21 protein-coding genes and 1 CRISPR repeat array are annotated in these 23079 nt (G+C 57.8%); of the genes, 12 read left to right on the forward strand and 9 right to left on the reverse strand.

Annotated elements, in window-relative coordinates:
* The first annotated feature begins 102 nt into the window (after positions 1-102).
* Both glp and serS read left to right on the forward strand, forming a co-directional pair.
* On the forward strand, positions 103-1305 hold the full coding sequence (gene glp / locus GQS_RS10105; protein WP_014013594.1) for a gephyrin-like molybdotransferase Glp: 1203 nt from the start codon (positions 103-105) through the stop codon (positions 1303-1305).
* 74 nt (positions 1306-1379) lie between these two features.
* Entirely contained in the window at positions 1380-2747 is a 1368-nt protein-coding gene (gene serS, locus GQS_RS10110) for a serine--tRNA ligase (protein WP_014013595.1), read from the forward strand.
* 16 nt (positions 2748-2763) lie between these two features.
* Here the strand turns inward: serS and GQS_RS10115 are convergent, their stop codons facing one another.
* The gene (locus GQS_RS10115) at positions 2764-3468 is read right to left on the reverse strand and encodes a nucleotidyltransferase domain-containing protein (RefSeq protein WP_014013596.1); all 705 of its coding nucleotides are present in this window, start codon (positions 3466-3468) and stop codon (positions 2764-2766) included.
* Positions 3469-3549: 81 nt separating this feature from the next.
* Here GQS_RS10115 and GQS_RS10120 point away from each other — a divergent pair, with 81 nt between their 5' ends.
* Complete coding sequence (locus GQS_RS10120; protein WP_014013597.1) at positions 3550-3969, forward strand: hypothetical protein; 420 nt, start codon at positions 3550-3552, stop codon at positions 3967-3969.
* Between the two features lie 42 nt (positions 3970-4011).
* On the opposite strand, the gene GQS_RS10125 is transcribed toward GQS_RS10120, so the two are convergent.
* From GQS_RS10125 to minD, 7 genes are all read right to left on the reverse strand, one after another.
* Positions 4012-5178 (reverse strand): hypothetical protein, encoded by a 1167-nt coding sequence (locus GQS_RS10125; protein ID WP_014013598.1) that lies wholly within the window; start codon positions 5176-5178, stop codon positions 4012-4014.
* 84 nt (positions 5179-5262) lie between these two features.
* On the reverse strand, positions 5263-6282 hold the full coding sequence (locus tag GQS_RS10130; protein WP_014013599.1) for an L-threonylcarbamoyladenylate synthase: 1020 nt from the start codon (positions 6280-6282) through the stop codon (positions 5263-5265).
* Positions 6283-6317: 35 nt separating this feature from the next.
* The gene (locus GQS_RS10135) at positions 6318-7364 is read right to left on the reverse strand and encodes a glycosyltransferase family 4 protein (protein WP_048056585.1); all 1047 of its coding nucleotides are present in this window, start codon (positions 7362-7364) and stop codon (positions 6318-6320) included.
* 38 nt (positions 7365-7402) lie between these two features.
* Entirely contained in the window at positions 7403-8623 is a 1221-nt protein-coding gene (locus GQS_RS10140; RefSeq protein ID WP_014013601.1) for a hypothetical protein, read from the reverse strand.
* A gap of 142 nt (positions 8624-8765) precedes the next feature.
* On the reverse strand, positions 8766-10208 hold the full coding sequence (gene asnB, locus GQS_RS10145; protein WP_014013602.1) for an asparagine synthase (glutamine-hydrolyzing): 1443 nt from the start codon (positions 10206-10208) through the stop codon (positions 8766-8768).
* A gap of 122 nt (positions 10209-10330) precedes the next feature.
* On the reverse strand, positions 10331-11074 hold the full coding sequence (locus GQS_RS10150) for an ATP/GTP-binding protein (protein WP_014013603.1): 744 nt from the start codon (positions 11072-11074) through the stop codon (positions 10331-10333).
* Entirely contained in the window at positions 11071-11808 is a 738-nt protein-coding gene (minD, locus tag GQS_RS10155) for a cell division ATPase MinD (protein WP_014013604.1), read from the reverse strand. Before minD ends, GQS_RS10150 begins: the two co-directional genes overlap by 4 nt.
* An 83-nt stretch (positions 11809-11891) precedes the next feature.
* On the opposite strand from minD, the gene GQS_RS10160 reads away from it, so the two are divergent.
* The 4 genes from GQS_RS10160 to GQS_RS10175 are packed head-to-tail and all read left to right on the forward strand — an operon-like array spanning position 11892 to position 14802.
* Positions 11892-13700, forward strand: a complete 1809-nt coding sequence (locus tag GQS_RS10160) for a PINc/VapC family ATPase (RefSeq protein WP_014013605.1) — start codon at positions 11892-11894, stop codon at positions 13698-13700.
* A 46-nt stretch (positions 13701-13746) separates the two neighbouring features.
* On the forward strand, positions 13747-13980 hold the full coding sequence (locus GQS_RS10165) for a hypothetical protein (protein ID WP_014013606.1): 234 nt from the start codon (positions 13747-13749) through the stop codon (positions 13978-13980).
* Positions 13973-14197, forward strand: a complete 225-nt coding sequence (locus tag GQS_RS10170) for a hypothetical protein (protein ID WP_014013607.1) — start codon at positions 13973-13975, stop codon at positions 14195-14197. Before GQS_RS10165 ends, GQS_RS10170 begins: the two co-directional genes overlap by 8 nt.
* Positions 14198-14241: 44 nt before the next feature.
* The gene (locus tag GQS_RS10175) at positions 14242-14802 is read left to right on the forward strand and encodes a Maf-like protein (protein WP_014013608.1); all 561 of its coding nucleotides are present in this window, start codon (positions 14242-14244) and stop codon (positions 14800-14802) included.
* A gap of 455 nt (positions 14803-15257) precedes the next feature.
* Positions 15258-16159: direct repeats of the CRISPR family, unit length 29 nt; unit sequence GTTGCAATAAGACTCTGGGAGAATTGAAA.
* 30 nt (positions 16160-16189) lie between these two features.
* On the opposite strand, the gene GQS_RS10180 is transcribed toward GQS_RS10175, so the two are convergent.
* Positions 16190-16846: a PHP domain-containing protein gene (locus tag GQS_RS10180; RefSeq protein WP_014013610.1), complete on the reverse strand. Its 657-nt coding sequence runs from the start codon at positions 16844-16846 to the stop codon at positions 16190-16192.
* Between the two features lie 121 nt (positions 16847-16967).
* Between GQS_RS10180 and GQS_RS10185 the strand changes: the two genes are divergently transcribed.
* The 5 genes from GQS_RS10185 (at position 16968) to smc (ending at position 23078) form a co-directional block, all read left to right on the forward strand.
* Positions 16968-17399: a cobalamin B12-binding domain-containing protein gene (locus GQS_RS10185; protein WP_014013611.1), complete on the forward strand. Its 432-nt coding sequence runs from the start codon at positions 16968-16970 to the stop codon at positions 17397-17399.
* A 47-nt stretch (positions 17400-17446) separates the two neighbouring features.
* Entirely contained in the window at positions 17447-18406 is a 960-nt protein-coding gene (gene meaB / locus GQS_RS10190) for a methylmalonyl Co-A mutase-associated GTPase MeaB (protein WP_014013612.1), read from the forward strand.
* Entirely contained in the window at positions 18403-18807 is a 405-nt protein-coding gene (gene mce / locus GQS_RS10195; protein WP_014013613.1) for a methylmalonyl-CoA epimerase, read from the forward strand. The genes meaB and mce overlap by 4 nt, the downstream gene beginning before the upstream one ends.
* A gap of 177 nt (positions 18808-18984) precedes the next feature.
* Positions 18985-19416, forward strand: coding sequence for a DUF835 domain-containing protein (locus GQS_RS10200; RefSeq protein WP_238515772.1), 432 nt, complete (start codon positions 18985-18987; stop codon positions 19414-19416).
* 95 nt (positions 19417-19511) lie between these two features.
* Complete coding sequence (gene smc / locus GQS_RS10205) at positions 19512-23078, forward strand: chromosome segregation protein SMC (protein WP_014013615.1); 3567 nt, start codon at positions 19512-19514, stop codon at positions 23076-23078.
* Position 23079 lies beyond the last annotated feature (1 nt).

Raw genomic sequence — 23079 nt, forward strand, 5'->3', positions numbered from 1 at the left:
TGGCAGGATAAAATTTAAGGGTTTCGGGGTGCTCGAAGGAGTAAACACTTCCACTTACGCAACCCATTTATAGAAAGGCGTTCTCTTTTCTCCGGTGATAGAATGGCGTTCCTGAAGGTCGTCCCCCTGGAGAAAGCCCTCGAGGTCATAAACTCATTTCCCCTGAAGCCAGAAATTGAAAGCGTCCCACTGAGCGAGGCCCTCGGCAGGATTCTGGCCGAGGATGTGACATCGCCGATAAACGTCCCCCCCTTCGACCGCGCCACGGTCGACGGCTACGCAGTAAGGGCTGAAGACACATTCATGGCGAGCGAAAGCGAGCCGGTTAGACTGAGGGTCGTCGGGGAGATAAACGCCGGGGACACGCCAACTGTGGAGCTCAAGCCCGGCGAGAGCGTTTACATCTCCACGGGCGCGCCCCTGCCCGAGGGTGCCGATGCAGTGGTACAGTTCGAGGACGTGGATAGGGAAGGGGAGGAGGTCATCATCTACAAGCCGGCCTACCCGGGCCTCGGCGTCATGAAGGCCGGAGCTGACATCCCCAAGGGGAAGATCCTTCTCAAACGTGGAACCCGGCTGACCTTCAAGGACACCGCACTCCTCTCGGCCGTTGGAATCGCCGAGGTTCCAGTCTTCAGAAAGCCCAGGGTTGCCGTGATAAGCACCGGAAACGAAGTGGTTCTCCCCGGGAGGGAGCTGAGATACGGCCAGATATACGACATAAACGGCCGCGCAATAGCGGACGCAGTCAGGGAGCCCGGAGGTGAGGCCGTTTTCCTCGGCATAGCCAGGGATAACCGTGAGAGCCTCAAGGCGCTCATCGAGAAGGGAATCGAGTGCTGCGACATGGTAATCCTCAGTGGCGGTGCGAGCGGTGGAATAAGGGACCTGACCAGCTCGATAATCGAGGAGCTCGGCGAGGTAAAGATTCACGGCATAGCGATTCAGCCGGGTAAGCCGACGATAATCGGCCTGATCAACGGAAAGCCGGTCTTTGGCCTGCCCGGCTACCCAACCAGCTGCCTGACCAACTTCACCCTGCTCGTTGCACCGCTCCTGAGAAGGCTCCTCGGAAGGGAGAGCGAGATCAGAAAGGTCAAGAAAAAGCTCGCCCACAAGGTCTTCTCCGTGAAAGGCAGGCGTCAGTTCCTCCCGGTCAGGATAGAGGGCGAAAAAGCCCTGCCCATACTCAAGGGAAGCGGAGCGGTCACGAGCTTCGTGGATGCCGACGGCTTCATCGAGGTTCCGGAGAACGTCGAGATACTGGAGGCAGGGGAGGAGGTCGAAGTCACGTTCTTCGGCTGACTTTGTCGTCCCTCCAAATCCCCCATCAAAACCTTTTTTAAACTCCTTCACCTTCTTTTCCCAGGTGGAAGACTATGCTGGACATAAAGCTCATCCGTGAAAATCCCGATATCGTCAGGGGCGACCTCATAAAGCGCGGGGAGATAGAGAAGCTCAAGTGGATAGACGAGATTCTGGAGCTCGATGCCAGATGGCGCGATAACCTGAAGAAAATCAACCAGCTCAGGAAGGAGCGCAACCAGCTGGCGGTTCAGATAGGTAAGCGCAAGAAGGCAGGCGAACCGATAGACGACCTCCTGGCAAGGAGCAACGAGATAGTGAAGCAGATTGAGGAGCTCGAGAAGGAAGTCGAGGAGCTGAGGAAGAGGATAGACTACTACCTCTGGCGCCTCCCGAACATCACCCACGAGAGCGTTCCCGTCGGCAAGGACGACACCGAGAACGTCCCCATCAGGTTCTGGGGCAAGGCCAGGGTCTGGGAGGGCTTCCTCGAGAGCTTTAAGGAGCAGAGCCTCGGAAAGATGGACTACGAGGTCCTCGACTGGAGGCCGAGGCTCCACGTGGATATGCTGGAGCTCCTGAGGGGAGCAGACCTTGAGAGGGCCGCGAAGGTCAGCGGTGCGAGGTTCTACTACCTCATGAACGAGCTGGTCATCCTCGACCTTGCTTTGCTCCGCTTCGCCCTCGACAAGCTCATCGAGAAGGGCTTCGTCCCGGTCATACCGCCCTACATGGTGCGCCGCTTTGTTGAGGAGGGCGTCACGAGCTTCGGCGACTTCGAGGACGTCATCTACAAGGTGGAGGGCGAGGACCTCTACCTCGTCCCAACGGCCGAGCACCCGCTGGCCGGGATGCACGCCAACGAGATAATCGAGGGCAAAGACCTGCCGCTCCTCTACGCCGGCGTGAGCCCCTGCTTCCGCAAGGAGGCTGGAACCGCCGGAAAGGACACGAAGGGAATCTTCCGCGTTCATCAGTTCCACAAGGTCGAGCAGTTCGTTTACGCGAGGCCCGAGGAGAGCTGGGAGTGGCACGAGAAGCTCATAGCCAACGCGGAGGAGATATTCCGGGAGCTTGAGATTCCCTACCGCGTCGTGAACATCTGCACCGGCGATCTGGGATACGTTGCGGCGAAGAAGTACGACATCGAGGCCTGGATGGCGGGCCAGGGCAAGTTCAGGGAGGTCGTAAGCGCAAGCAACTGCACCGAGTGGCAGGCGAGAAGGCTTAACATCCGCTTCCGCGACAAGACCCACGAGAAGCCCAAGTTCGTGCACACGCTCAACTCGACGGCAATAGCGACATCAAGGGCAATCGTTGCCATCCTCGAGAACTTCCAGACAGAGGAAGGTGTGGTAAAGCTCCCGAAGGCCCTCTGGAAGTACACGGGCTTCAAGGAGATTCTGCCGGCTCACATGAAGGAGAAGTGCTGTCAGGATTGATGCGTTCTTTTCTTCCTTATATTCCACCGCGCTCCCTCACCTTTCTCCTGACGTTCGGGTCGCGGTCGGCTATCACCTTCAGCGCTTCCTCAAAGCTCATCCAGTCGGGAACTTCCTCGTTGATGTAGATTCCTGTTCTCCCTATCGCGTCCCTCCTCGTCAGAACGTGGACGCGCTCGGTGACGATATCGATGCTCACGCTGAGGATTCGGGCGACCTCGCTCTCCCGCCCGACGACTTCCCTCTCGATGTGCCCCCTCTCTGTGGGGACTATGAGTATCAGCTTCTTATTGACGCCGGGGACGCGCTCATTCGTTTTCACGCCCCGCAGATCAACCGCCCCGCCCCACCGGTAGAACTCAAGCTCCCTGTCCGTGGGGTCGATCAGCGGGAATGTGACCGTCGTTTCCTCGTCTATCTCAATGACGCCCTTTATGAGGTGCCACGGGGTCGCCATAACTATCTTCCTTCTGCTCACGAGCCCCTCAAGGGCGAGCTCGATGAGGTAGCTCGGCACCCGATAGGGTATGAAGATGTCTATATCGCTCTCCCGCCTGACGTCCCCCCTGGCGACGCTGCCGTAGAGCTGCGGGTCGAACTGGCTCAGGCGCTCCATTATCTTCAACGCCTTTTCCCTCTTCTCCCGGAGGTAGCGCCATCTCTTTGGGGGATATACCACTTCCCGCTCATCCCACACCCTGACGACTTTTTCCCTCGGCATCTGAGGGAGTTCGGGGGAAAGTTTAAAGGCCTACCGATAGCGTTTTATATAAACCCATCAACTTCGAGGTGGTGAAAGAAAATGCCAGTGCTTGGGTTCAACATAACCAAGGTTGAAATGGAGAGGGTTTCCCTTTCCGTTCCCGGGGGCCAGATAGAGGTCAGGCTCTCGCCGAAGGTCAAGGAGATGCGCCTCGGTGAGATCAGGACCCCAACCGGCAAGCTGAACGGTATCGAGATCCTCTTTAGGTACGAGATAGATTACAACCCCAAGATCGCAGACGGCGCGATCGAGGGCGTCATACTCTACCTCCCGCCGCAGAAGGAGAAGATAGACGAAATCCTCAACCTCTGGGAGGATGAGAAGAAGATAGACTCCATGACCTTCGCGGAGGTCGTCAACTTCATAACCAAGGAAGTCTCCCCGATGCTGATGCTCCTCGCGAAGGAGATGCGCCTGCCGTACCACATACCCATTCCCAGGGTTGAGGTCAAGTCCTGACCTCTTTTTACTTCTCTGATTCCTGCCATTCTATTTCAGGAGTTAGCGATAGACGCCTTCGGCCGCGTGGATCTTCTCCAGGATCTCAACGAGTCCATCCCTCTTCATGGCGTTCTCTCCTATTTCCAGGGCCTTCGTGTACTTCCCTCTGCCGGTGTAGTACTCTATGTTCTCGATGTCTTCAAGCACGTCCCCGCGGCTGTTTAGCGCGGCGAACTGCTTGAGTGCGGCGAGCCTCACGCGCACCCTGAACTCCATACTGCTCTTGGCCTCGAGGGCGCTCTTGTAAGTTCCCATGGCCTCGTCGAGCTTCCCTATTCCCATGAGGGCCTCTGTCAGTTCCAGGAGCTTTTTCGTGGCCATCTCCTCGTCGCCCCTGGAGCGGTGGGCGCTTATGACCTGGTAGAGTATTCTGGCGGTGTTGAGACCGATTAGCTTGGCTCTGCTGAAGTTCCTCGCCAGCAGGTACGCGTACTGGGCCTTGACGAGGCAGGTGGTAGTGCCGTCCAGGTCGCCGTTCGAGTACGCTATCTTGCTCGCCTTCTCGAAGTTCTTGGCCGCGGTGTCCATCATCTCGATGAAGTGTATGTCGTAGCCAAACAGTGCCCGTATAAAGCCTGCGAGGCGGTAGAACGCTTCCGCCGCCCTTCTGATGTCCCCGTTTTCCAGCCTGCTTTCCGCCACCTGGCCGTAGAGGGTTATCAGGGTCTCGGCTATCCTCTTGTACGCCTCGATGTTGTCCACCAGCTTGTAGTACCGGTATGCGGATTCGTACGCCTTTATCGCCATCTCTATATCGTCGTTATCCTGATAGGACGCTCCAAGGTCCTCGTAGATTCCCGCGAACTCCTCGGCGTACTTCGTCAGGCTCCTGCGGTCGTCCAGTGTGGCGGATATCTCGAGGACACTGAAGCAGTACTCATCGAGAACATCGATGTCGACCTCTGGTCTGGATATCTCACCATCTATAAGGTCGAGATAGAGGTATGCGCTCTTCAGAAGAGATGGCCGGGCCTTTTCAACCGACTTCGTTCTCTCCAGAAGAACGTAACCGAGGTATTTGTACAGCCTGGCCGCGTCCTCACTCATTCCGGCCTCTTCATAGCCCTTCGCGGCCCGCAGCATGAGTTTAAGTCCCTCTTTCACATGGCCGCCGTTGATTTTTTTGATGGCGAGCTGTTCAAGGTCCTCTGGCCCTTCCAGCCCCATGCTACCCACCAAATTTCTCACCCCATATGATTCAAGTCCCTGACGGTTGCCTAAATCTTGGCCATCCAGATATTTAAGCGTTGTCTATGCCCAGACTATTCTGTACCCCGCTGCCTTTCTCAGTCTGTTCATCACCGCGAATCCCAGTCCCCTCTCCTCGATTCCCTCCGCGATTATGACATCCACACCGCGTTTATCCAGCTCCCTGAGCGCCCTGAAGAGATTCCTTGCCACTTCCTCCTCGGTGCTTCCCAGGTGGAAGAACTCGTCCGCGTCGTACTCCTCCGTTGCCATCACCCCAACAGTGAGGCCGTCGGCGCGGTACTCGTGCACCAGCTCGGCTATCTTACGCCTCACGTTCTCCCTCTTCCCCTCGACCACTATAACCTGGGCGTTCGGCGAGTAGTGCTTGTACTTCATCCCGGGGGAGCGGGCGACGTCCACGAGCTTGCCCCTGACCGCCGGATGTATCTCGACCTCCCCGATGACCTTCTCAATCTCCTCCAGTGGAAGGCCGCCGGGCCTCAGCAGGGTCGGCCTCTCCGAGCTGAGGTCTATCACCGTTGATTCCACCCCAATCTTAGTCTCGCCGCCGTCGATTATGCACTCTATCCTCCCGTAGAAGTCGTCTATGACGTGCTCTGCCAGGGTGGGGCTCGGCTTTCCGCTTATATTCGCTGAGGGTGCCGCCACGGGGGTGCTCGCTCTTATAAGCGCGAGCGCTATGGGGTGCGCCGGCATTCTAACGGCCACGGTGTCGAGGCCGCCGGTGGTAACGTCCGGGACGTTCTCATCCCTTGGCAGGACCATCGTCAGGGGGCCCGGCCAGAACCTCTCTGCGAGGAGCCTTGCCTCACGGGGAACGTCCCTCGCGAGCCGCCCCAGGTCGCTGAAGTCAGCTATGTGAACGATGAGCGGGTTGTCCGCCGGCCTGCCCTTGGCCTCGAATATCCTCCTCACGGCCCGGGCGTTCAGGGCGTCCGCACCGAGGCCGTAAACGGTCTCTGTTGGAAACGCAACCAGCTTCCCATCCAGTATGAACCTTGCGGCTATCTTTATGCCCCTCTCATCCACTCCGTCTCGCATGTTGATTACTACCGTCATGCTCTCACCCCTCAGCCTTCACGGAGTCGGGGCCGTTAAAAACGTTGCCCAACCACCGAGGAGTACACCCCCTCGACCGCCGCCGCGACGGCCTCCCACGAGTAGAGCGCCGCGACACTCTTCGCAACGGCCCCGGCTTTCCGGTTCTTTTTCGGCGCGGTGAGAATCCTTACAGCCTCAACGAGCTCATCGAACGTTTCGAAAGTGAGTCCGTTCTTCCCAGCTCTGATCAGCTCGGGAACCGCGCTTACGCGCCTGCCCACCGCCGGGACGCCCAGGCTGTTGGCCTCTATGACGACGAGACCAAAGCCCTCCCTCCTGGATGGCAGGACGAGGAGAACGCTCTCCGACAGAATCTTTCCGACGTCACGCCTGTACCCAAGGAACCTCACGTTTTCTGGCGCACTCGCCTCCAGACTCCTCCTGAGCGGGCCGTCACCCGCCACAAGAAACTCCCTCTCGGGAAACGCCCTCGCCAGCTCTATGAAAGTCTCCGGGCTTTTGTATTCGCGGAGGGCGCCGATGAACGTGATGTACCTCCTCCCGTTCCCCGGTTTCCCCGCCCCTTCGAGTTCACGCACCCCGTTGGGTATGACGCTCACCCGCCCCGCCCCGAGGGCCAGTGCCTTCCTCGCCAGCCAGTGGCTGACAGCTATCACCGCGTCCGCCTCGGCGAGGGTTTTTTTCACGTAGAACCTCCCGAGGGTCAGCTTTGCCGTGTGCTCCAGGTCGCTTCCGTGGGCCGTGACGACGAGGGGAAGGTCGGTTTTCTCCTTCGCGAGAACGCCCGCGAAGCTGGTTGTCCCAACGAAATGAGCGTGAATCAAATCGAACCCCAGCTCCCTGTGGAGCCGGGCGATTTTCCTGGAACCCAGAAAGGCGAAGCTCGTTCCCCTCAGCCCATAAATCGGGGGGACTTTGATCTGGTGGACGAACTCCCGCTCGAACTCCCTCGGCTCAACCGGCCCGTAGGTCAGAACGTGAACCTCGTGGCGTTTTCTGAGCTCCCTCACAAGGCTATCTAGGTGGTTGGCAACGCCGCCGGAGTGCGGGGGATAGTGACCGACCATTAGAATCCTCATTTTGACCGGGAAGAATGGAGGGGAGGCGTTAAAAAGACTTATGGTCTGCCCCGGTCCCGTCCCCCTGGATGGGGTAGATGGGGCACACCGCGCCTCCAGACGGTTTTTTCTGCCAGCATCTCCTTTATGCGGGGTATGAGGTCATGGATTACCTCGGAATAATCTCCCCTCTTGAGGGCATCCTCCGCCTGCTGGAGCAGGCTTTCTATCTCGTCCACATCATAGCCCTTCGCCCTGAGGACGTTTACCATGGCCTCGAGCTGTGAAAGCCTTCTCTGAAGTCTCAACTCGGCTGAACCCTGGTACACGGTTCTTATCTCCACGTACGTTCTCGCTATCACAAAATCCGCCTCTCCCCCCGCACGTACTGCCAGCAGGTACGCCCTGGAGTAGTCGCCCGCGTTGTACGCACTCCACGCCTCCTCGAGCAGGCCCCTGGCGGCTTCGAGCTTCCTTCTGGCGGCGGGTATCTGAAGGCCGTCGAGCAGCTTCTCCGCCCGGTCCGTCTTGTTCTGAACCGCCGTGAGAACCTCGAGGGTGTCCCTTGGCCCCGGCGAGGTCGCTTTCTCCTCGGTGCCTATGTCGTTTCCGAAGCGCTCCCGGGCAAATCCCAGAACCTTTCCCCGGTTCAGGGGAAACAGGGGCTCCCCCCCATCCGACGTTGTCATGTACACGACTCCCTTTAATCCGCTGAACTTCGCCAGCGCCTCGAGGGTCTCGTTGGTTTTCCCGTCGTCCGTCAGGATGATGAGCCTTCCATGCGTCCCGGAGGGTCCGATTTTAATCGTCCTGGTGTACTCCCTCAGCGCGAGTCCGTCCCTGCCGTTGGCGATTACCACGGTCTCGATGTCCGCGAAAGCCTCGGGGAATTCTTCACTCAGCCCCTCTATCACGGCCAGATTTGTCTCGTACCTCGTCTCCCCGTACCAGCGCTCGTAGGGGATTCCAAAGTCGTCCAGGTCGCCGGTGTAGTCCTCGGGGATTGCGACGGGTCCGCCGATTATTATCACCCTCTCCGGCTCCTCGCTGAGAATCTCCGCGCTGACCTCAGGGCTGTACGTCCCCCAGGGACTCACGATAACCCTGGCACCAAGCAGGGAGGCCACGCTGTACGCCAGCGCCTCATCGGCCTCGTTGTCCGTCACGAGGATAACGATGCCCTGATTCGCGGCGGACGCATACCCGACGCCTCCCCCCGGGATGACGGCCAGTATGAAGATGAGCCCGATGAAAATGACGGCAGGTTTTTTCAACTCCACGTTCTCTCACCAGTTTACCGTTGGAAAAGGGCCTATTTAAGCCTTTTTCACGAAACCGTTCGGCAGCGTTAGCCCCGCTGGCAGGAAAAAACGTGGAGGTGCCCCATTTGGGGCGGGACTATTAAAGAACGTTCAGGAACGTTTATTCCCGTTTAAAAATCTCCCTGAAGACTTTCTCCGCGTATTCCCTCAGTCCCAGGCCCTCGCTCTTTGCGAGCTTCTCCAGGAGCTTCTGGGAACCGCTGCCGTACTGGGCCGCCTTCTTCCCCCTCATGGCGATCTCCTCGGGCAGACCCAGCTCCAGCGCCGCTTTTCTCAGAACTGCCTTCCTCACGCCCTCTGATATCTTTGCATCGAGCGGGGTGTTGATCGCCGCTGAGACGACGGACAGGCTCAGGAAGGGGAAGCGCCCCTCCACAGAGTTCAGCATGGCTATCTTGTCGTCCCTGGCGAGGTTCCTCTCACCCAGCCCCCTGAGGTCCTCCTCCATGAGCTTGGGCCTCTCCAGGTACTTCGCGTAGCCGCCGAAGAGCTCATCTGCCCCCTGCCCGCTCAGGAGAACCTTGACGCCGTCGTCCCTCGCGAGCCGCGTGGCGAAGTACAGGGGTATCCCGATGGCCAGGTTCATGGGGTTCGGCTCCTCTATCGCGAAGGCAACCCTTGGAACCGCCTCCCTCACATCGTCCAGGTCGAAGACGTACTCCCTGAGCTCTAGGCCGAGCTTGTCCGCGGCCCTTCTGGCCCATTCGATGTCGGGGCTTCCCTCCATCCCCGCGGTGTAGAGGACGACGTCGGAGTACTCCGAGGCGATGAGAGCAACGAGGGAGCTGTCCAGTCCCCCGGAGAAGAGAACCCCGGTTTTCTTCCCCACTCTGTGGCGGACGGAGCAGGTCAGAGCCCTGCCGATGGCCTTAACCGCCATCTCCTGGTCGAGGGGCTTTCTTCTCAGCTCTTCCAGCCGGAGGGCTTTTCTGACTTCAACTCCATCCCTCGAAATCGTGACCAGCTCACCGGGCCCTACAGGAATGGCTTCCTGCCCGATGGCCCACAGCACCTTTTTCTCGCTCGCGAAAAATCCCTCCGGGGAGAGGTACAGCGGCCTTACACCCAGCGGGTCGCGGAAGAGGTGAATCCTCTCGCCGTCCGAGAAGGCCACGGCGTAGTCCCCCTCCATCATCAGCATCGCCTTCCGAACCGCCCCGAAGGCGTCCAGCCCGCGGTCGAGGAAGAACTCGATGAGCCTGAGGATTACCTCGCTGTCCACGTCCGTCTCGAAGGATACCCCCTTTCCCTCCAGCCACGCCCTCAGCTCGCGGTGGTTATATATCTCGCCGTTGTGGACGAGGGCCAGCTCATTGACGAAGGGCTGGGTAAAGCCCAGGGAGCCCGTCATGGCGAGCCTGCACTGTATGAGGCCTATCTTCCCGTCGGGTATTTCGGGAACCTTCGAGAAGTCGCTCGATTTCAGTACGCCCTCGTCCGTCCATACGCCGAAGCTGTCCTTTCCCCTGTGCTTTCCGGCGTTTATCATGACGATGAACCTGTCCCTGAGATTTGAACCGAGTCCACCCGCCACAAGGCACATGCTCTCCCACCGCTGGAAGTTGGTTGTCGTTAAGAAAAGACTTCCCGCTTTCGAGGTGGGATAGTGATAGGAAACGGCCGGAAATTCTGAACATCCGTCCAAATTTGTGCTGGATGGGTGAACTACGTCAGGTCCCCGCAGGTGCAGTAATGCTCATAGGCCAGAGTTTCGAGCTCATCGAAGCCTTCACCGGTCACCGCCGAGAGGTAGAGGACCCTCGTTGGTGGGGCGAGCTCCGGCAGGGATGAGCACATCCTGTACGCCAGGAGCCCCTGGGTGGACGGCTCGAGCTTCAGGCGGGAGGTGAGGTAATCGATGTCGTCGAGGAACCTCCGGTAGCGGTCCAGGTTCTCGACATTGTCGATCTTGCTGAGCGCTGGAACCGTGGTGGTGCCGATCCGGAGGTCTACCATCAGACTGAAGAAGCGCGCGAAGCAGAAATCCGCGGGCCTCTTCAGAATGTCGGGACTGAATAGGTAAACCGTTAGGGGGCTGGGCAGGCCCTCCATCAGTCTGACACCGAACTCATGGAAAAGAAAGGTCTCCATCTGCCCGGGGGTGTCAATGATAACGTAGTCCCTCTCCCCCGCGAGCTTTGTTATTCCGGAAACGTACGCATCCACCTTCTGGAGAAGCCTGTCGTAGCTCTCCACTATCGCGCCGTTGGGCCCGTAGCCTTCCTCCATTATTTCCCATGCGGTAGCGTCGTCCCTCACATCGATATCGGGGCGATAGGGGAGGTCTCCAACGCCGGTATCCAGGTTAACATAGCCCACAGAATAACCGTTCTCCTCAAGGTAACGTCCGAAGGCTCCGCTAAGTGTTGTTTTTCCGCTTCCGGCTGTGCCTATGAAAGTTAGAATCATCCCATCACCTTTGCCTTGAGGCCGGCTATCCTGGTTATCCTCTCCGCCAGCTCCATGAATGCCCGGGCACCTGCAGAGTTCGGCCTGTACTCAACAACGGGAACTCCCTCAAGCGTCGCCTCCCTTACAGGTGGGTCCTCCGGGATAACCGCCAGCAGGGGGATCTCCATGACCTCCTCCGCCACGTCGGGCGGGATGTCGTTATCGCTCCTGCCGTAGCGGTTGAGCACGAAGCCCAGAACAACGAGGCCGGCTTTTTTGAGAACCATCCCCACCTTCATCGTGTCAGTGATACAGGATATCTCCGGGTTCGTTACGAGAAGAACCTCCTCCCCGCTCATCATCGCGTTCATGGCGTCCATCTGGAGCCCCGCGGGGGAGTCGATTATCACGAAGTCAAAACTTGCTTTAAGGGGTTTTATGGTTTCGGGAAGCTTCCTCGGGTCCGCCCGGATGACGTGCTCCCAGTCTATGGAGGCGGGAATAACATGGACGTTCTCGTAGGTCGTGGCGTATATGGCGTTGTTTATATCCGTCCTGCCGGAGAGGACGTCATGGATGGTCGTGTAAGCGTCATCTATTCCCATAACCAGACTCAGGTTCGCCATGGTCAAATCCGCATCAACGGCGCAGACCTTGTATCCCATCTTGCCGAGGGCTATGGCGAGGTTCGCGGTCGTGGTGGTTTTTCCGGTGCCCCCCTTGCCGGAGGCTATCGAGATAAGCCTTCCCATCGTCCCACCCATTCTATTTTCGGCTAAACCTTTATGAACCTTTAGCCGCAGAGGGCGTTGAGAGAGAAAAAGGGGTGGGAGAGATGAAGGTATTCGTTGCAGATACGAGCGTTATCGTCGATGGCAGGCTCACGCAGTTCCTTTCGTCGCTTGGCGAGAAGGTCAAGGTCGTCATTCCCGAAGCCGTCGTCGCTGAGATAGAGCACCAGGCCAACGAGGGAAAGGCCATAGGCCACGTGGGTCTCGAGGAACTCAAAAAGCTCCGCGAGATGGCGGACAGCGACAGAATCCTCCTCGAGTTCTACGGCGAGAGGCCCGAGCTCTGGCAGATACGGAGGGCGAAGTCCGGCGAGATAGACAGTATGGTCCGTGAGGCCGCACAGGCCCTCGGAGCGACGCTCATCACGGGCGACAGGGTTCAGAGGGACGTGGCCATCGCCAAGGGCATAGACGTGGTCTATCTGACCGCGAAGAAGGAGGTGCGGCACCGCCTCGAGGACTTCTTCGACGAGACCACCATGAGCGTTCACCTCAAGGGCGGCATGAGGCCGTTCGCAAAGAAGGGACGGCCAGGAGAATGGAGGCTCGTGCCCGTCCGCGATGAGGTTCTGAGCGATGGGGAGCTTGAGGAGATAGCGGACGACATAGTGGAGAGGGCCAGGCGCGACCCCGAGAGCTTCATAGAGCTCGACGAGCCGGGCGCCACCGTCGTCCAGCTCCGCAACTACAGGATAGTCATCGCCAAGCCGCCCTTTGCGGACAGGATAGAGATAACTGCAGTCAGACCCGTCAGAAAGCTGAGCATCGAGGAGTACGAGCTCAGTGAAAAGCTCCTGGAGAGGCTGGCGGACAAGGCGGAGGGCATACTCATAGCGGGAGCGCCGGGTGAGGGCAAGACGACCTTTGCCCAGGCCCTGGCGGAATGGTACGCGGGAATGGGCAAGATAGTGAAGACCATGGAAAAGCCCCGCGACCTCCAGGTGGGCGAGGAAATCACCCAGTATACTGCCCTGAACGGCAGGATGGAGCTGACCGGCGACATACTGCTCCTCGTCAGGCCGGACTACACGATATTCGACGAGATGAGGAAGACGAGCGACTTTAAGATCTACGCCGACCTCAGGCTCGCCGGCGTCGGGATGGTCGGTGTCGTCCACGCGACGAAGCCGATAGACGCGATACAGCGCTTCATAGGTAGAGTGGAGCTCGGAATGATTCCCCAGATAGTCGATACGGTCCTCTTCATCAAGGCAGGCAGGGTCGCGAAGGTTCTCACGCTGGAGTACCTAGTCAAGGTGCCGAGCGGCATGAGGGAGGAAGACCTCGCCAGGCCCGTCATCGAGGTTCGCGACTTTGAAACCGGCGAGCTCGAGTACGAGATATACACCTACGGCGAGGAGATAAGCGTCGTCCCGGTGAAGAAGGAGGAGAAGGCCCCGGCACTAAAGCTCGCGGAGAAGAGGCTCAAGCAGGAGATAAAGAAGTTCCTGCCCGATGTCTATGCGGAGGTCGAAATAGTCAGTCCCCACAAGGCTGTGATCTACGCGGACGAGTTCGACATCCCCGCGATAATCGGGAAGAAGGGCAAGAGAATCACGGAGCTTGAGAAGAGGATAGGAATAAGCATCGACGTCAAGAGCTTCGCCGAGCGCGAGGCGGAGAAGCCCAAGGAGAAGCTCCCCGTGGAGATCGAGGAGAAGAAGAAAACCATCGTCCTCCGCGTCTCGCCGGACTACGCGAAGAGGCCGCTCAAGTTCTACGGCGGTGAGCAGTACGTCTTCACGGCCACACCGAGCAAGAAAGGACTCGTGAAGGTCAGCAAGAGCACGCCCATAGGCAAGGAACTCAGGAGGCTCCTTGAGGCCGGGATACCCATCTGGGCGACCGCATGAGCAAACTTTTTATAGTTTGCTCTCTTCTTTTCCATGGTGGTAAAGAGTGGGGGAGAGGTACGACCCCCTTGAAACTCTCGGTGCCATTTTGAGCGCCCTCGGGCTGGCGGGTATCCTGATAACCGAGGGCCGTGCCCTGGGGTTTGGTCTCCTCGTCATCGCCTTCGGCACCGTCGTCTGGAAAATGGGGGAGATGCGGAGGGAGCTCAACGAGAAGCTTGAATCCCTGAGGGCGGAGCTGGAATCCCTAAAAGGCCGGGAGGGCCCCATCGATGGCTGATATCTCCACCCGCGGGTTTGTCATAATCGTCCTTTCAATCCTCGCACTGGTGTATCCCATGGGATGGTTCTTCACCCTGATGGTGGTTCTGATCCTCGCCGCAGTCGGCTGGACGTTCCTGGGAATAGCGGATGAACTTGCGGGGCTGAACTCGGAGATACAGGAACTGCGGCGCGAGATAAAGGCGCTGGAGAGAAAGGTTGAGGGGATGAAGTGAACCCGTCTCGCAAGATTTTTTAACCCTCTCCGGAAGGGGATACCATGCTGGTTCTGGCATCTGCTTCACCGAGGCGGCGGGAGATACTCGCCAGGTTCATACGGGAGTTCGAGGTTATTCCGAGCAACGCGAGCGAGGAGTGCAGCATAGAAAACCCCGCCGAGTACGCTCTCGAACTGGCGAGGAGGAAGGCCAGGGAAGTGCACGACCGCGTGGGCGGAACCGTCATCGGCGCCGACACCGTCGTCAGCATAGACGGCCACATCCTCGGCAAACCCGGGAGCAGGGAGGAGGCCTTCGAGATGCTCCGGCTCCTCAGCGGGAGGGTTCACAGGGTCACGACGGGCTACTGCATAATCCACGAGGGTCGGGAGATTTCGGGGGTTGCCGTTACAGAGGTCAAGTTCCGCGAGCTGGACGACGACATCATCTGGGCGTACATCGACACCGGCGAGCCGATGGACAAGGCAGGGGCCTACGGCATACAGGGAAAGGCGGGCCTCTTCGTCGAGTGGATCCGCGGGGACTACTACAACGTCGTCGGGTTCCCCATTGAGATAGTCTGGAAGCTGAGGGAGCTCGGGTTTGAGGTCCTATCACGCTGAGGTTTCGCCGTTCTAAGTTTTCTCCGCCATAACTCCTGGAATTTCGAAAAGCCCTTTTCTTCACTCCTTGGAAGGCGATTATTTGGGGCCTGGAACTGTGCCCACATGTTACTGTTATGCCAATTCATTATAACGAAAATTTTTCGGAGATTGAAATACCGGCGGCACGGAGGAGAGGGCATGGATATCCCCACCATAAGTGAGTCTTTTCCAGTTTATGGGGGAGTTACCGGCCTGTTTTAAATTCCGAGCCCTTTGAAGTCCGGGGAACCCTCATGCACATCTTTGTTCGCCCGAGGATCGCGGCCGTTTCATCCGCCCGATAACTTAAAGGACTCATGTAGTTGCCGGAATTGAGCGCCTGTCGCTGTTCCCCTGACGGGGACTTCCAGAAATGCTTAAATATCGGAAGTTCCTCAAAGCTTTACTGGGCAAAGTGGGGGAAACTCCCGCCTGTTGCAATAAGACTCTGGGAGAATTGAAAGTCGGGAACGCCCAAGTTTATTACGCGGCCGATTACCTGTTGCAATAAGACTCTGGGAGAATTGAAAGCGGTTGGCTCATCGGTAGAAACGGGCTCATCTATAATCGTTGCAATAAGACTCTGGGAGAATTGAAAGGAGGACGTGGAAAAAGTCGTCAGGGACTTTTTCGGGTTGCAATAAGACTCTGGGAGAATTGAAAGAGATGAAACGCCGTCTGGACATTGACGATGAAGAAAGTTGCAATAAGACTCTGGGAGAATTGAAAGCGAAAACGGGTCGGGCTCGAACTCATCAAGCTCAAAGGCGTTGCAATAAGACTCTGGGAGAATTGAAAGTTTACTAGCTCTGGTGCTATCAACGCCCAGGTGTATGTTGCAATAAGACTCTGGGAGAATTGAAAGGGAGGACGACGGAGCCCCTCATAGTCGAGGGGAAAGGAGTTGCAATAAGACTCTGGGAGAATTGAAAGAGTAGGTCCCAGTTTTGTTAAGTAGCGGCTCAATCTCGTTGCAATAAGACTCTGGGAGAATTGAAAGTTGGCCTCGGTCGCGTTCACCTGGGTAAAGGTCGCGTTGTTGCAATAAGACTCTGGGAGAATTGAAACTGGTAGAATGTGTTAGGTCCTGGGTTGAGCGTCTAAAGGTTGCAATAAGACTCTGGGAGAATTGAAACTGGAATACTTTGTGGACAGCATTCACGCACAAGACGGTTGCAATAAGACTCTGGGAGAATTGAAAGCAGGCGCTCAGGGCCGGGGACATACGGGTCGGCCGGTTGCAACAAGACTCTCTAGGAGAATTGAAATGGTGACGATGATGGCCCTGTCCTCCCTGCTCCACTTGGGTTGCAATAAGACCCCCAGGAGAATCGAAAGACAGGGAAACATCGAGAAGATTTGCTACTCACAGGAACTCCCCGAACAGGAGGTCCTCCCTCGTCCCGCCCGCCTTCCTGAATACCCTCTCGCTCCAGGAAACGCCGCCCACCTCCCTCGGTGAGTGGGCATCGCTCGCGAAGGTGAGCTTTATCCCGCGCCTTATGCACTCCCGGATGAAGTCGATGTCCGGGACCCTGTAACGGGAGCTTATCTCAAAGGCCTTGCCCCTAGCCTCCGCCAGCTCGAGTATTTCCTCCAGCTCGTCGGCGGACGGGAAGCCGATGTAGGGGAAGCTGGCCCCGAAGTGGCCGATGATGTCAACGTTGTCGTCTTCGAGGGCGAGCTTCACCAGCTCCACGTATTCCTCCGGCCTCTCGAGCCACTGGTGGACGCTCGCTATCACGTAGTCGAGCTTCTCCGCCATGAAGTCCGGGACATCGACGCCCCTGGGGGTTATGTTGCCCTCAATCCCGGCCAGAATCGTCAGCCCCGCGTCCTCGCCCCAGTACCTGACCTCCTTGACGTAGCGGCCGAGGGTTCCGGGTTCGAAGTAGTGGCTGTGGTCGGTTATTCCGAGCAGCGCCAGCCCCCTCGCCTCCGCCGCGGCCACGCTGTCGGCTATCGATCCCCTGCCGTCCGAGTATGTGGTGTGGGTGTGGGCATCGTGGGGAAACCTGGGCATGCTTTATCCTCTCGCGGGGACGTTATAAAGCCTTCTGGACAAAATATCCAACGTAAAGCTTAACCTTGAGTTTTGACAATCTTTAAATACCGCGGGAAACAAAAGTGAGGCGGTGGTGAAAATGGTCGAGCGCTCCAAGGTTAGGGTTCTCGTTGCGAAGCCGGGACTTGACGGTCACGACAGGGGTGCCAAGGTCGTCGCCAGGGCACTGCGCGATGCAGGTTTTGAGGTCATCTACACTGGAATCAGGCAGACCCCCGAGCAGATAGCCGAGAGCGTTGTTCAGGAGGACGTTGATGTCCTTGGAATAAGCATCCTCTCCGGCGCCCACATGGTTCTCATACCGAAGATACTCAGGCTCCTCGAAGAGCGCGGCCTGAAGATCAACGAGGACGTTCTCGTTATAGCCGGTGGAATAATCCCGCCCGACGACGCCGAACAGCTCGAGAAGATGGGTGTGGCCAGGGTTTTTGGCCCCGGCAGCCCGATTGAGGATATAGTCGGCTTCATAGACGAGAACGTGCCGAAGCTGAAGAAATTCAGGGAGAACTGAGCAAACTTTATAATTTCTTACCTGGATAATTTGTCCTAGTGGTGGCGATGTTAGACGGTCTCATAGAGAGGATGCTCACCGGCGACAAGCGCGCCACTGCGCGCCTCATAACCCTCGTTGAAAACGATGAGGAGAAGGCGAGGGAGATAATCTCGAAAATCTATCCCCACACGGGCAACGCCTACATCGTCGGCATCACCGGCCCGCCTGGGGCCGGAAAGTCCACCCTTCTCGACAAGCTCATCCGCGTTGCAAGGGAGGAAGGCAAGGTCGTCGGCGTTATAGCGATAGACCCCACCTCGCCCTTCACCGGCGGCGCTCTTCTCGGGGACAGGATAAGGATGCAGAGGCATTCGACCGACCCTGGTGTCTTCATCAGGAGCATGGCGACGCGCGGCTCCCTCGGGGGCCTCGCCAAGGCCACGGCCGATGCCATCAAGGTTCTCGACGCCTACGGCTGCGATGTGATCTTTGTGGAGACCGTCGGCGTCGGCCAGATTGAGATCGACATCGTTAAGACCGCCGACACGGTGGTTCTCGTCACGGTCCCGGGTCTGGGCGACGACATACAGGCGATAAAGGCCGGGCTCATGGAGATAGCCGACGTGTTCGTCATCAACAAGGCCGACAAGGAGGGGGCCGATGCCACCTACTTTGAACTCAGCATGATGCTCGACCTCGAGAAGGAGCGCTGGGAGAGGCGGGGCTGGCGGCCGCGGATCGTGGAGACGGTCGCGACGACCATGAGAGGAATACGCGACCTCTGGAGCGCGATCAACGAGCACAGGGAGTTTCTTGAGAGGAGCGGGGAGATAGAGCGGAAGAGGCAGTTCAGGGCCGAGGAGGAAGTCAAGACGATAGTCTCGGGCAGGATATCGAGGCTAGTGGGGGAGAAGCTCGGCGAGGAGGAGATTTCGTCTTTGATAGGGATGGTTGTGAGGCGCGAGATCGACCCGTACTCTGCCGCGGATAGGATACTCGAAAAAGCCCTGGGGGTGAAGGTATGATAAAGAAGATAGACCACGTTGGTATAGCCGTTAAGAACCTGGATGAGGCCATCAAGGTCTGGGAGGGCCTCGGTCTCAAGGTGGAGGAGATAGAGGAGGTCCCGGACCAGAAGGTGAGGACCGCGATAATCCACGTCGGCGAGAGCAGGATTGAGCTCCTCGAGCCGACCGCCGAGGACTCGCCCATAGCCAAGTTCATCGCCAAGCGCGGTGAGGGGATACACCACATAGCCCTGGGCGTTGATGACATCGAGGGACAGCTCGAGAAGCTCAAGGAAGAGGGCTACAGGCTGATCGATGAACAGCCCAGAATCGGGGCTGGAGGTGCGAAAATCGCATTTGTCCACCCCAAGGCAGTAACGGGCGTTCTGCTCGAACTTTGCGAAAGAAAGGCCGAGTAATCGGTTTTAATTTTCCATAGTTCTCAACATTTTGTATTTTGTTTCAGTTTTATGCGGCATTTTTGGTATGTTGCTAATCTTCCAATTTTACACAGTAATGCTTATAAAGTTGAATACGAACTTGAGTTGGCGTGACGGGTTTAAGCAACCAACCCGTAGCAATCCGTGCGAGAAGGGATGGATATGTTGCTGAGAGGTCGGCCCAGGTACCTCGGGTCGAGAGTGGTTGATTACAGACGCCTCAACGATATCATCCGGAGGAATAACCACCGCAGGAAGCTTCTCATAACCCGCAGGGCTCCCTCGGAGCTCGATAGTCCGAACATACACCCGATATGGGTCACAAAGGTCCCCTACCCGAACGCGGTATCCCCCTCGAGGCTCCATGCCATCGAGCAGATGGTGTGGGAGCAGCTTCAAAATGAGGATGTGGACGTCATTCTGGACGCCATCGAGTACCTCATGATTGAGAACGGGGTCGAGCCGACGCTCAGGTTCGTCAGCAAACTCAGGGACATGACCCTTCTCACGAACTCCGATTTTTACGTCACCGTCAGCGACGGCCTCGACAGCAGGGTTCTGAACATCCTCCGCAGGATAGTCGAGTGAGCACGCAATCGGTACTCCGTGCCCGGGGGACGGGGAGTTCAAGAGGAGTAAAGTTATATAACCTTCTTCGCCATTCTCTCGTTTAGGTGTAGGGCATGCCGTACATTGAGAAGATTGAAATGAAAGGCTTCAAATCTTACGGCAACAGGAAAGTCGTTGTTCCGCTTTCTAGAGGGTTCACAGCGATCGTCGGTGCCAACGGTTCTGGGAAGAGCAACATCGGTGACGCCGTGCTCTTCGTCCTCGGTGGCCTGTCAGCCAAGGCGATGCGTGCCACGAGGATAAGCGACCTCATCTTCGCGGGCACCAAGACGGAAGCGCCGGCAAAGTACGCCGAGGTTGCCATGTATTTCAACAACGAGGACAGGGGGTTCCCAATCGACGAGGACGAGGTCGTCATAAAGAGGCGCGTCTATCCCGACGGCAGGAGCACCTACTGGCTCAACGGCAAGAGGAGCAGCAGAAGCGACATCCTCGACGTCCTCAGCGCGGCCATGATTTCACCCGAGGGCTACAACCTCGTTCTGCAGGGAGACATCACCAAGTTCATTAAGATGAGCCCCACCGAGAGGAGGATGCTCATAGACGAAATTTCTGGGATAGCTGAGTACGATGCCAAGAAGGAGAAGGCCCTGAAGGAGCTGAAGCAGGCCGAGGAGAACCTGGCTCGCGTTGATCTTCTCATCCGCGAGGTCAAAACCCAGCTTGACAAGCTCGAGAAGGAGAGAAACGACGCGCTCCGCTACCTCGACCTCAAGGACCGCGTCGAGAGGGCGAAGGTCACGCTCCTCCTCGGCGAGATAAGAAAGCTCGAGTCCCTGATAGAGGAGAGCAACCTGCGCGACAAGGAGATAGAGGCGGAGATAGCCGCCATGGAGGCCCGCCTCACGGATATCGCCAGGGAGATCGTGGCAAGGGAGAAGGAGCTGAACACGATTGAAAGGGAGCTTGAGGAAAAGAGCGAGGACGGCATCCTCGAGGTAACCAGAAAGATAAGCGAGGTCAAGTCCAAGATAGAGATGGCCGGGAAGAACATCGAGCTGGCCAGGAAGGAGATCGAGGACGGCCAGCACCGCCTTGCCAAGGCGAAGGAGGAGCTCAAGAAGGTTTCAGAGGAGATAGAGAAGAGCAGAAATGCCATAAGCCGCTGGAGCAAGAGGCGCAAGAAGCTCAAGGCGGAAATAAAGGAGAAGGAAGTCATCAAGAACGAGCTGGTTGTTAAGCTGGGCGAGATAGACAGGGACTTTGCCATCGCGAAGCAGGACTTTGACCGCGTGGTCGAGGAGCTGGAGGAGGCCAAAAAGGAGCTCTACATGAAGGAGAGCGATATCAAGAAGTTCGAGGAGGAAATAGAGCGTGCAAAGGGCAGGATAGCCCAGAACAACGCAAAGAAAGTCGCGCTCAAGTCCAAGATCGGCGAGGCCAAGAGCGCCCTCGAGACCAAACGTTCGGAGCTTGGAGATGTAGAGGGCAGGATGGGCAAGGCAGAGGCGAGGCTGAAGAAGGCCGAGAAGGAGCTGGAGGAGAAGAGCAGAAAGCTCAAGAAGCTCGAGGGTGAACTCTCGAAAGCCAGGGAGGAGCTCATCAAAGCCGAGGCACAGCGCGAGGTCCGCGGGAACCGCGCCATAGAATTCCTCAAGGCCCAGAACATTCCTGGCCTCTACGGCTCCCTCGGTGAGCTGATCACCGTTCGCGATGAGAGCTACGCCCTGGCGGTCGAGGTCGCCCTCGGTGGAAGCTACGACCACGTGGTCGTGGAGGACGACCGCGTTGCCGAGAAGGCAATAAAACTGCTCAAGGAGAAGAAGCTCGGCAGGCTGACTTTTCTCCCGCTCAACAAGATAAAGCCGCGCTCCATGAAGGGGGAGCCCGCCCTTGGGGTTCCGGCCCTGGACGTCGTCCAGTACGACCCTCGCTTCAGAAATGCGGTGGCCTATGCCCTCGGGGACACGCTGATAGTGAACGACATGGACGAGGCCAGGGCCGTCGGAATAGGGAAGGTCCGTATGGTGACCCTCGGCGGGGAACTCCTCGAGCGGAGCGGAGCGATAACCGGTGGTCACTACAGGCCCAGGGGCAAGCTCGGAGTCAACGTGGATGAGATACGGAAGCGTGTTGAGAAGCTGGAGCGCGAGAAAGAGACCCTGGAATCGGCCGTTAACGCCCTCCGGATCGAGGTTAAGGGCCTTCAGAACGAGCTCTTTGAACTCCGTATGAAGAAGAGTGAGCTGAGCAAGGATCTCCAGGTGACCCAGCGTGAGATGGAACGCCTCCTCGCGGAGGACAAGGCCCTTGAAGAGGAAATCAGGGAGAACGAGGCTCTTATAGAGACCCTGGAAAAGAAAATCCACGATACCCGGGGTGAGATGGCGAAGCTCCGCGGCAGAATTGAGAGGCTGGAGAAGAAGAGGACGAAGCTGAAGAAGGCCCTGGAGAACCCGGAGGCCAGGGAGCTGAACCAGAGGATCAGGGAGGTCGAGGCCGAGATAAGCAAGCTCCGCGAGGAGCTTGGAAAGGTCGAGAGCAAACTGGAGAGCCTCGACGTCAGGATAAACGAGGAGCTGCTCCCGAGGAGGGCGGATCTGGAGGAGGAGATAGAGGGCCTGATCAACAGGATAAACGCTCTCAAGGCCAACATCGAGGAGAACGAGAGGGCCATAAGCGACTTTGAGGCCGAGCTGGAGGAGCTCAAGAAGGCTGAGGAGAACGTCAAGGATGAGCTGAAGGAGCTCCGCGAGAGGCGCGAGAGGCTCAAGAACGAGATCATCGACCTCCGCGCCGAGAAGGACGAGCTGAGCTCCAAGCTCCAGGAGCTCCGCATAGAGGCCAACACGCTCAAGATAAAGCTGGCCCAGTACGAGGCAACGCTGAAGGAGAAGAGGGACGAGCTCAAGCACTACGATGCCAAGCTCATCAAGAGCATCAAAGAGGTTCCGCTGGAGCTCGACGCCCTGAGCGAGCAGATAGAGAAAATGGAGGAAGAGATACGCGCCCTCGAACCGGTCAACATGAAGGCCATCGAGGACTTCGAGGTCGTTGAGAGGAGATACCTCGAGCTGAAGAGCAAGCGCGAGCAGGTCGTTGCCGAGAAGGAGAGCATAGAGGAGTTCATCGAGGAGATAGAGGGGCAGAAGAAGCAGGTCTTCCTCCAGACCCTTGGGGAAATAGCCAAGAACTTCTCAGAGCTCTTCGCCAAGCTCTCCCCGGGAGGAAGCGCCAGGCTCATCCTTGAGAACGAGGACGACCCCTTCGCAGGAGGCCTTGAGATAGAGGCCAAGCCGGCAGGAAAGGACGTTAAGCGCATAGAGGCCATGAGCGGTGGAGAGAAGGCTTTAACTGCCCTCGCCTTCGTCTTTGCCATCCAGCGCTACAAGCCGGCGCCGTTCTATCTCTTCGACGAGATCGACGCCCACCTGGACGACGCCAACGTCAAGCGCGTTGCCGACCTCATCAAGGAGGCCTCCCAGAACAGCCAGTTCATAGTCGTTACGCTGAGGGACGTCATGATGGCCAACGCGGACAAGATAATAGGCGTCAGCATGAGAAAAGGCGTATCGCGCGTCGTTGCCCTCAGCCTCGAGAAGGCCATGAAGATACTGGAAGAGGCAAGGAAGAGGAGCGAGGCCGAGCACGCGGAGATGTTCGGCCATCTGAGCGGGTGAT

Origin of the sequence: Thermococcus sp. 4557, from assembly GCF_000221185.1 — an archaeon.
Classification (GTDB): Archaea; Methanobacteriota_B; Thermococci; order Thermococcales; family Thermococcaceae; genus Thermococcus.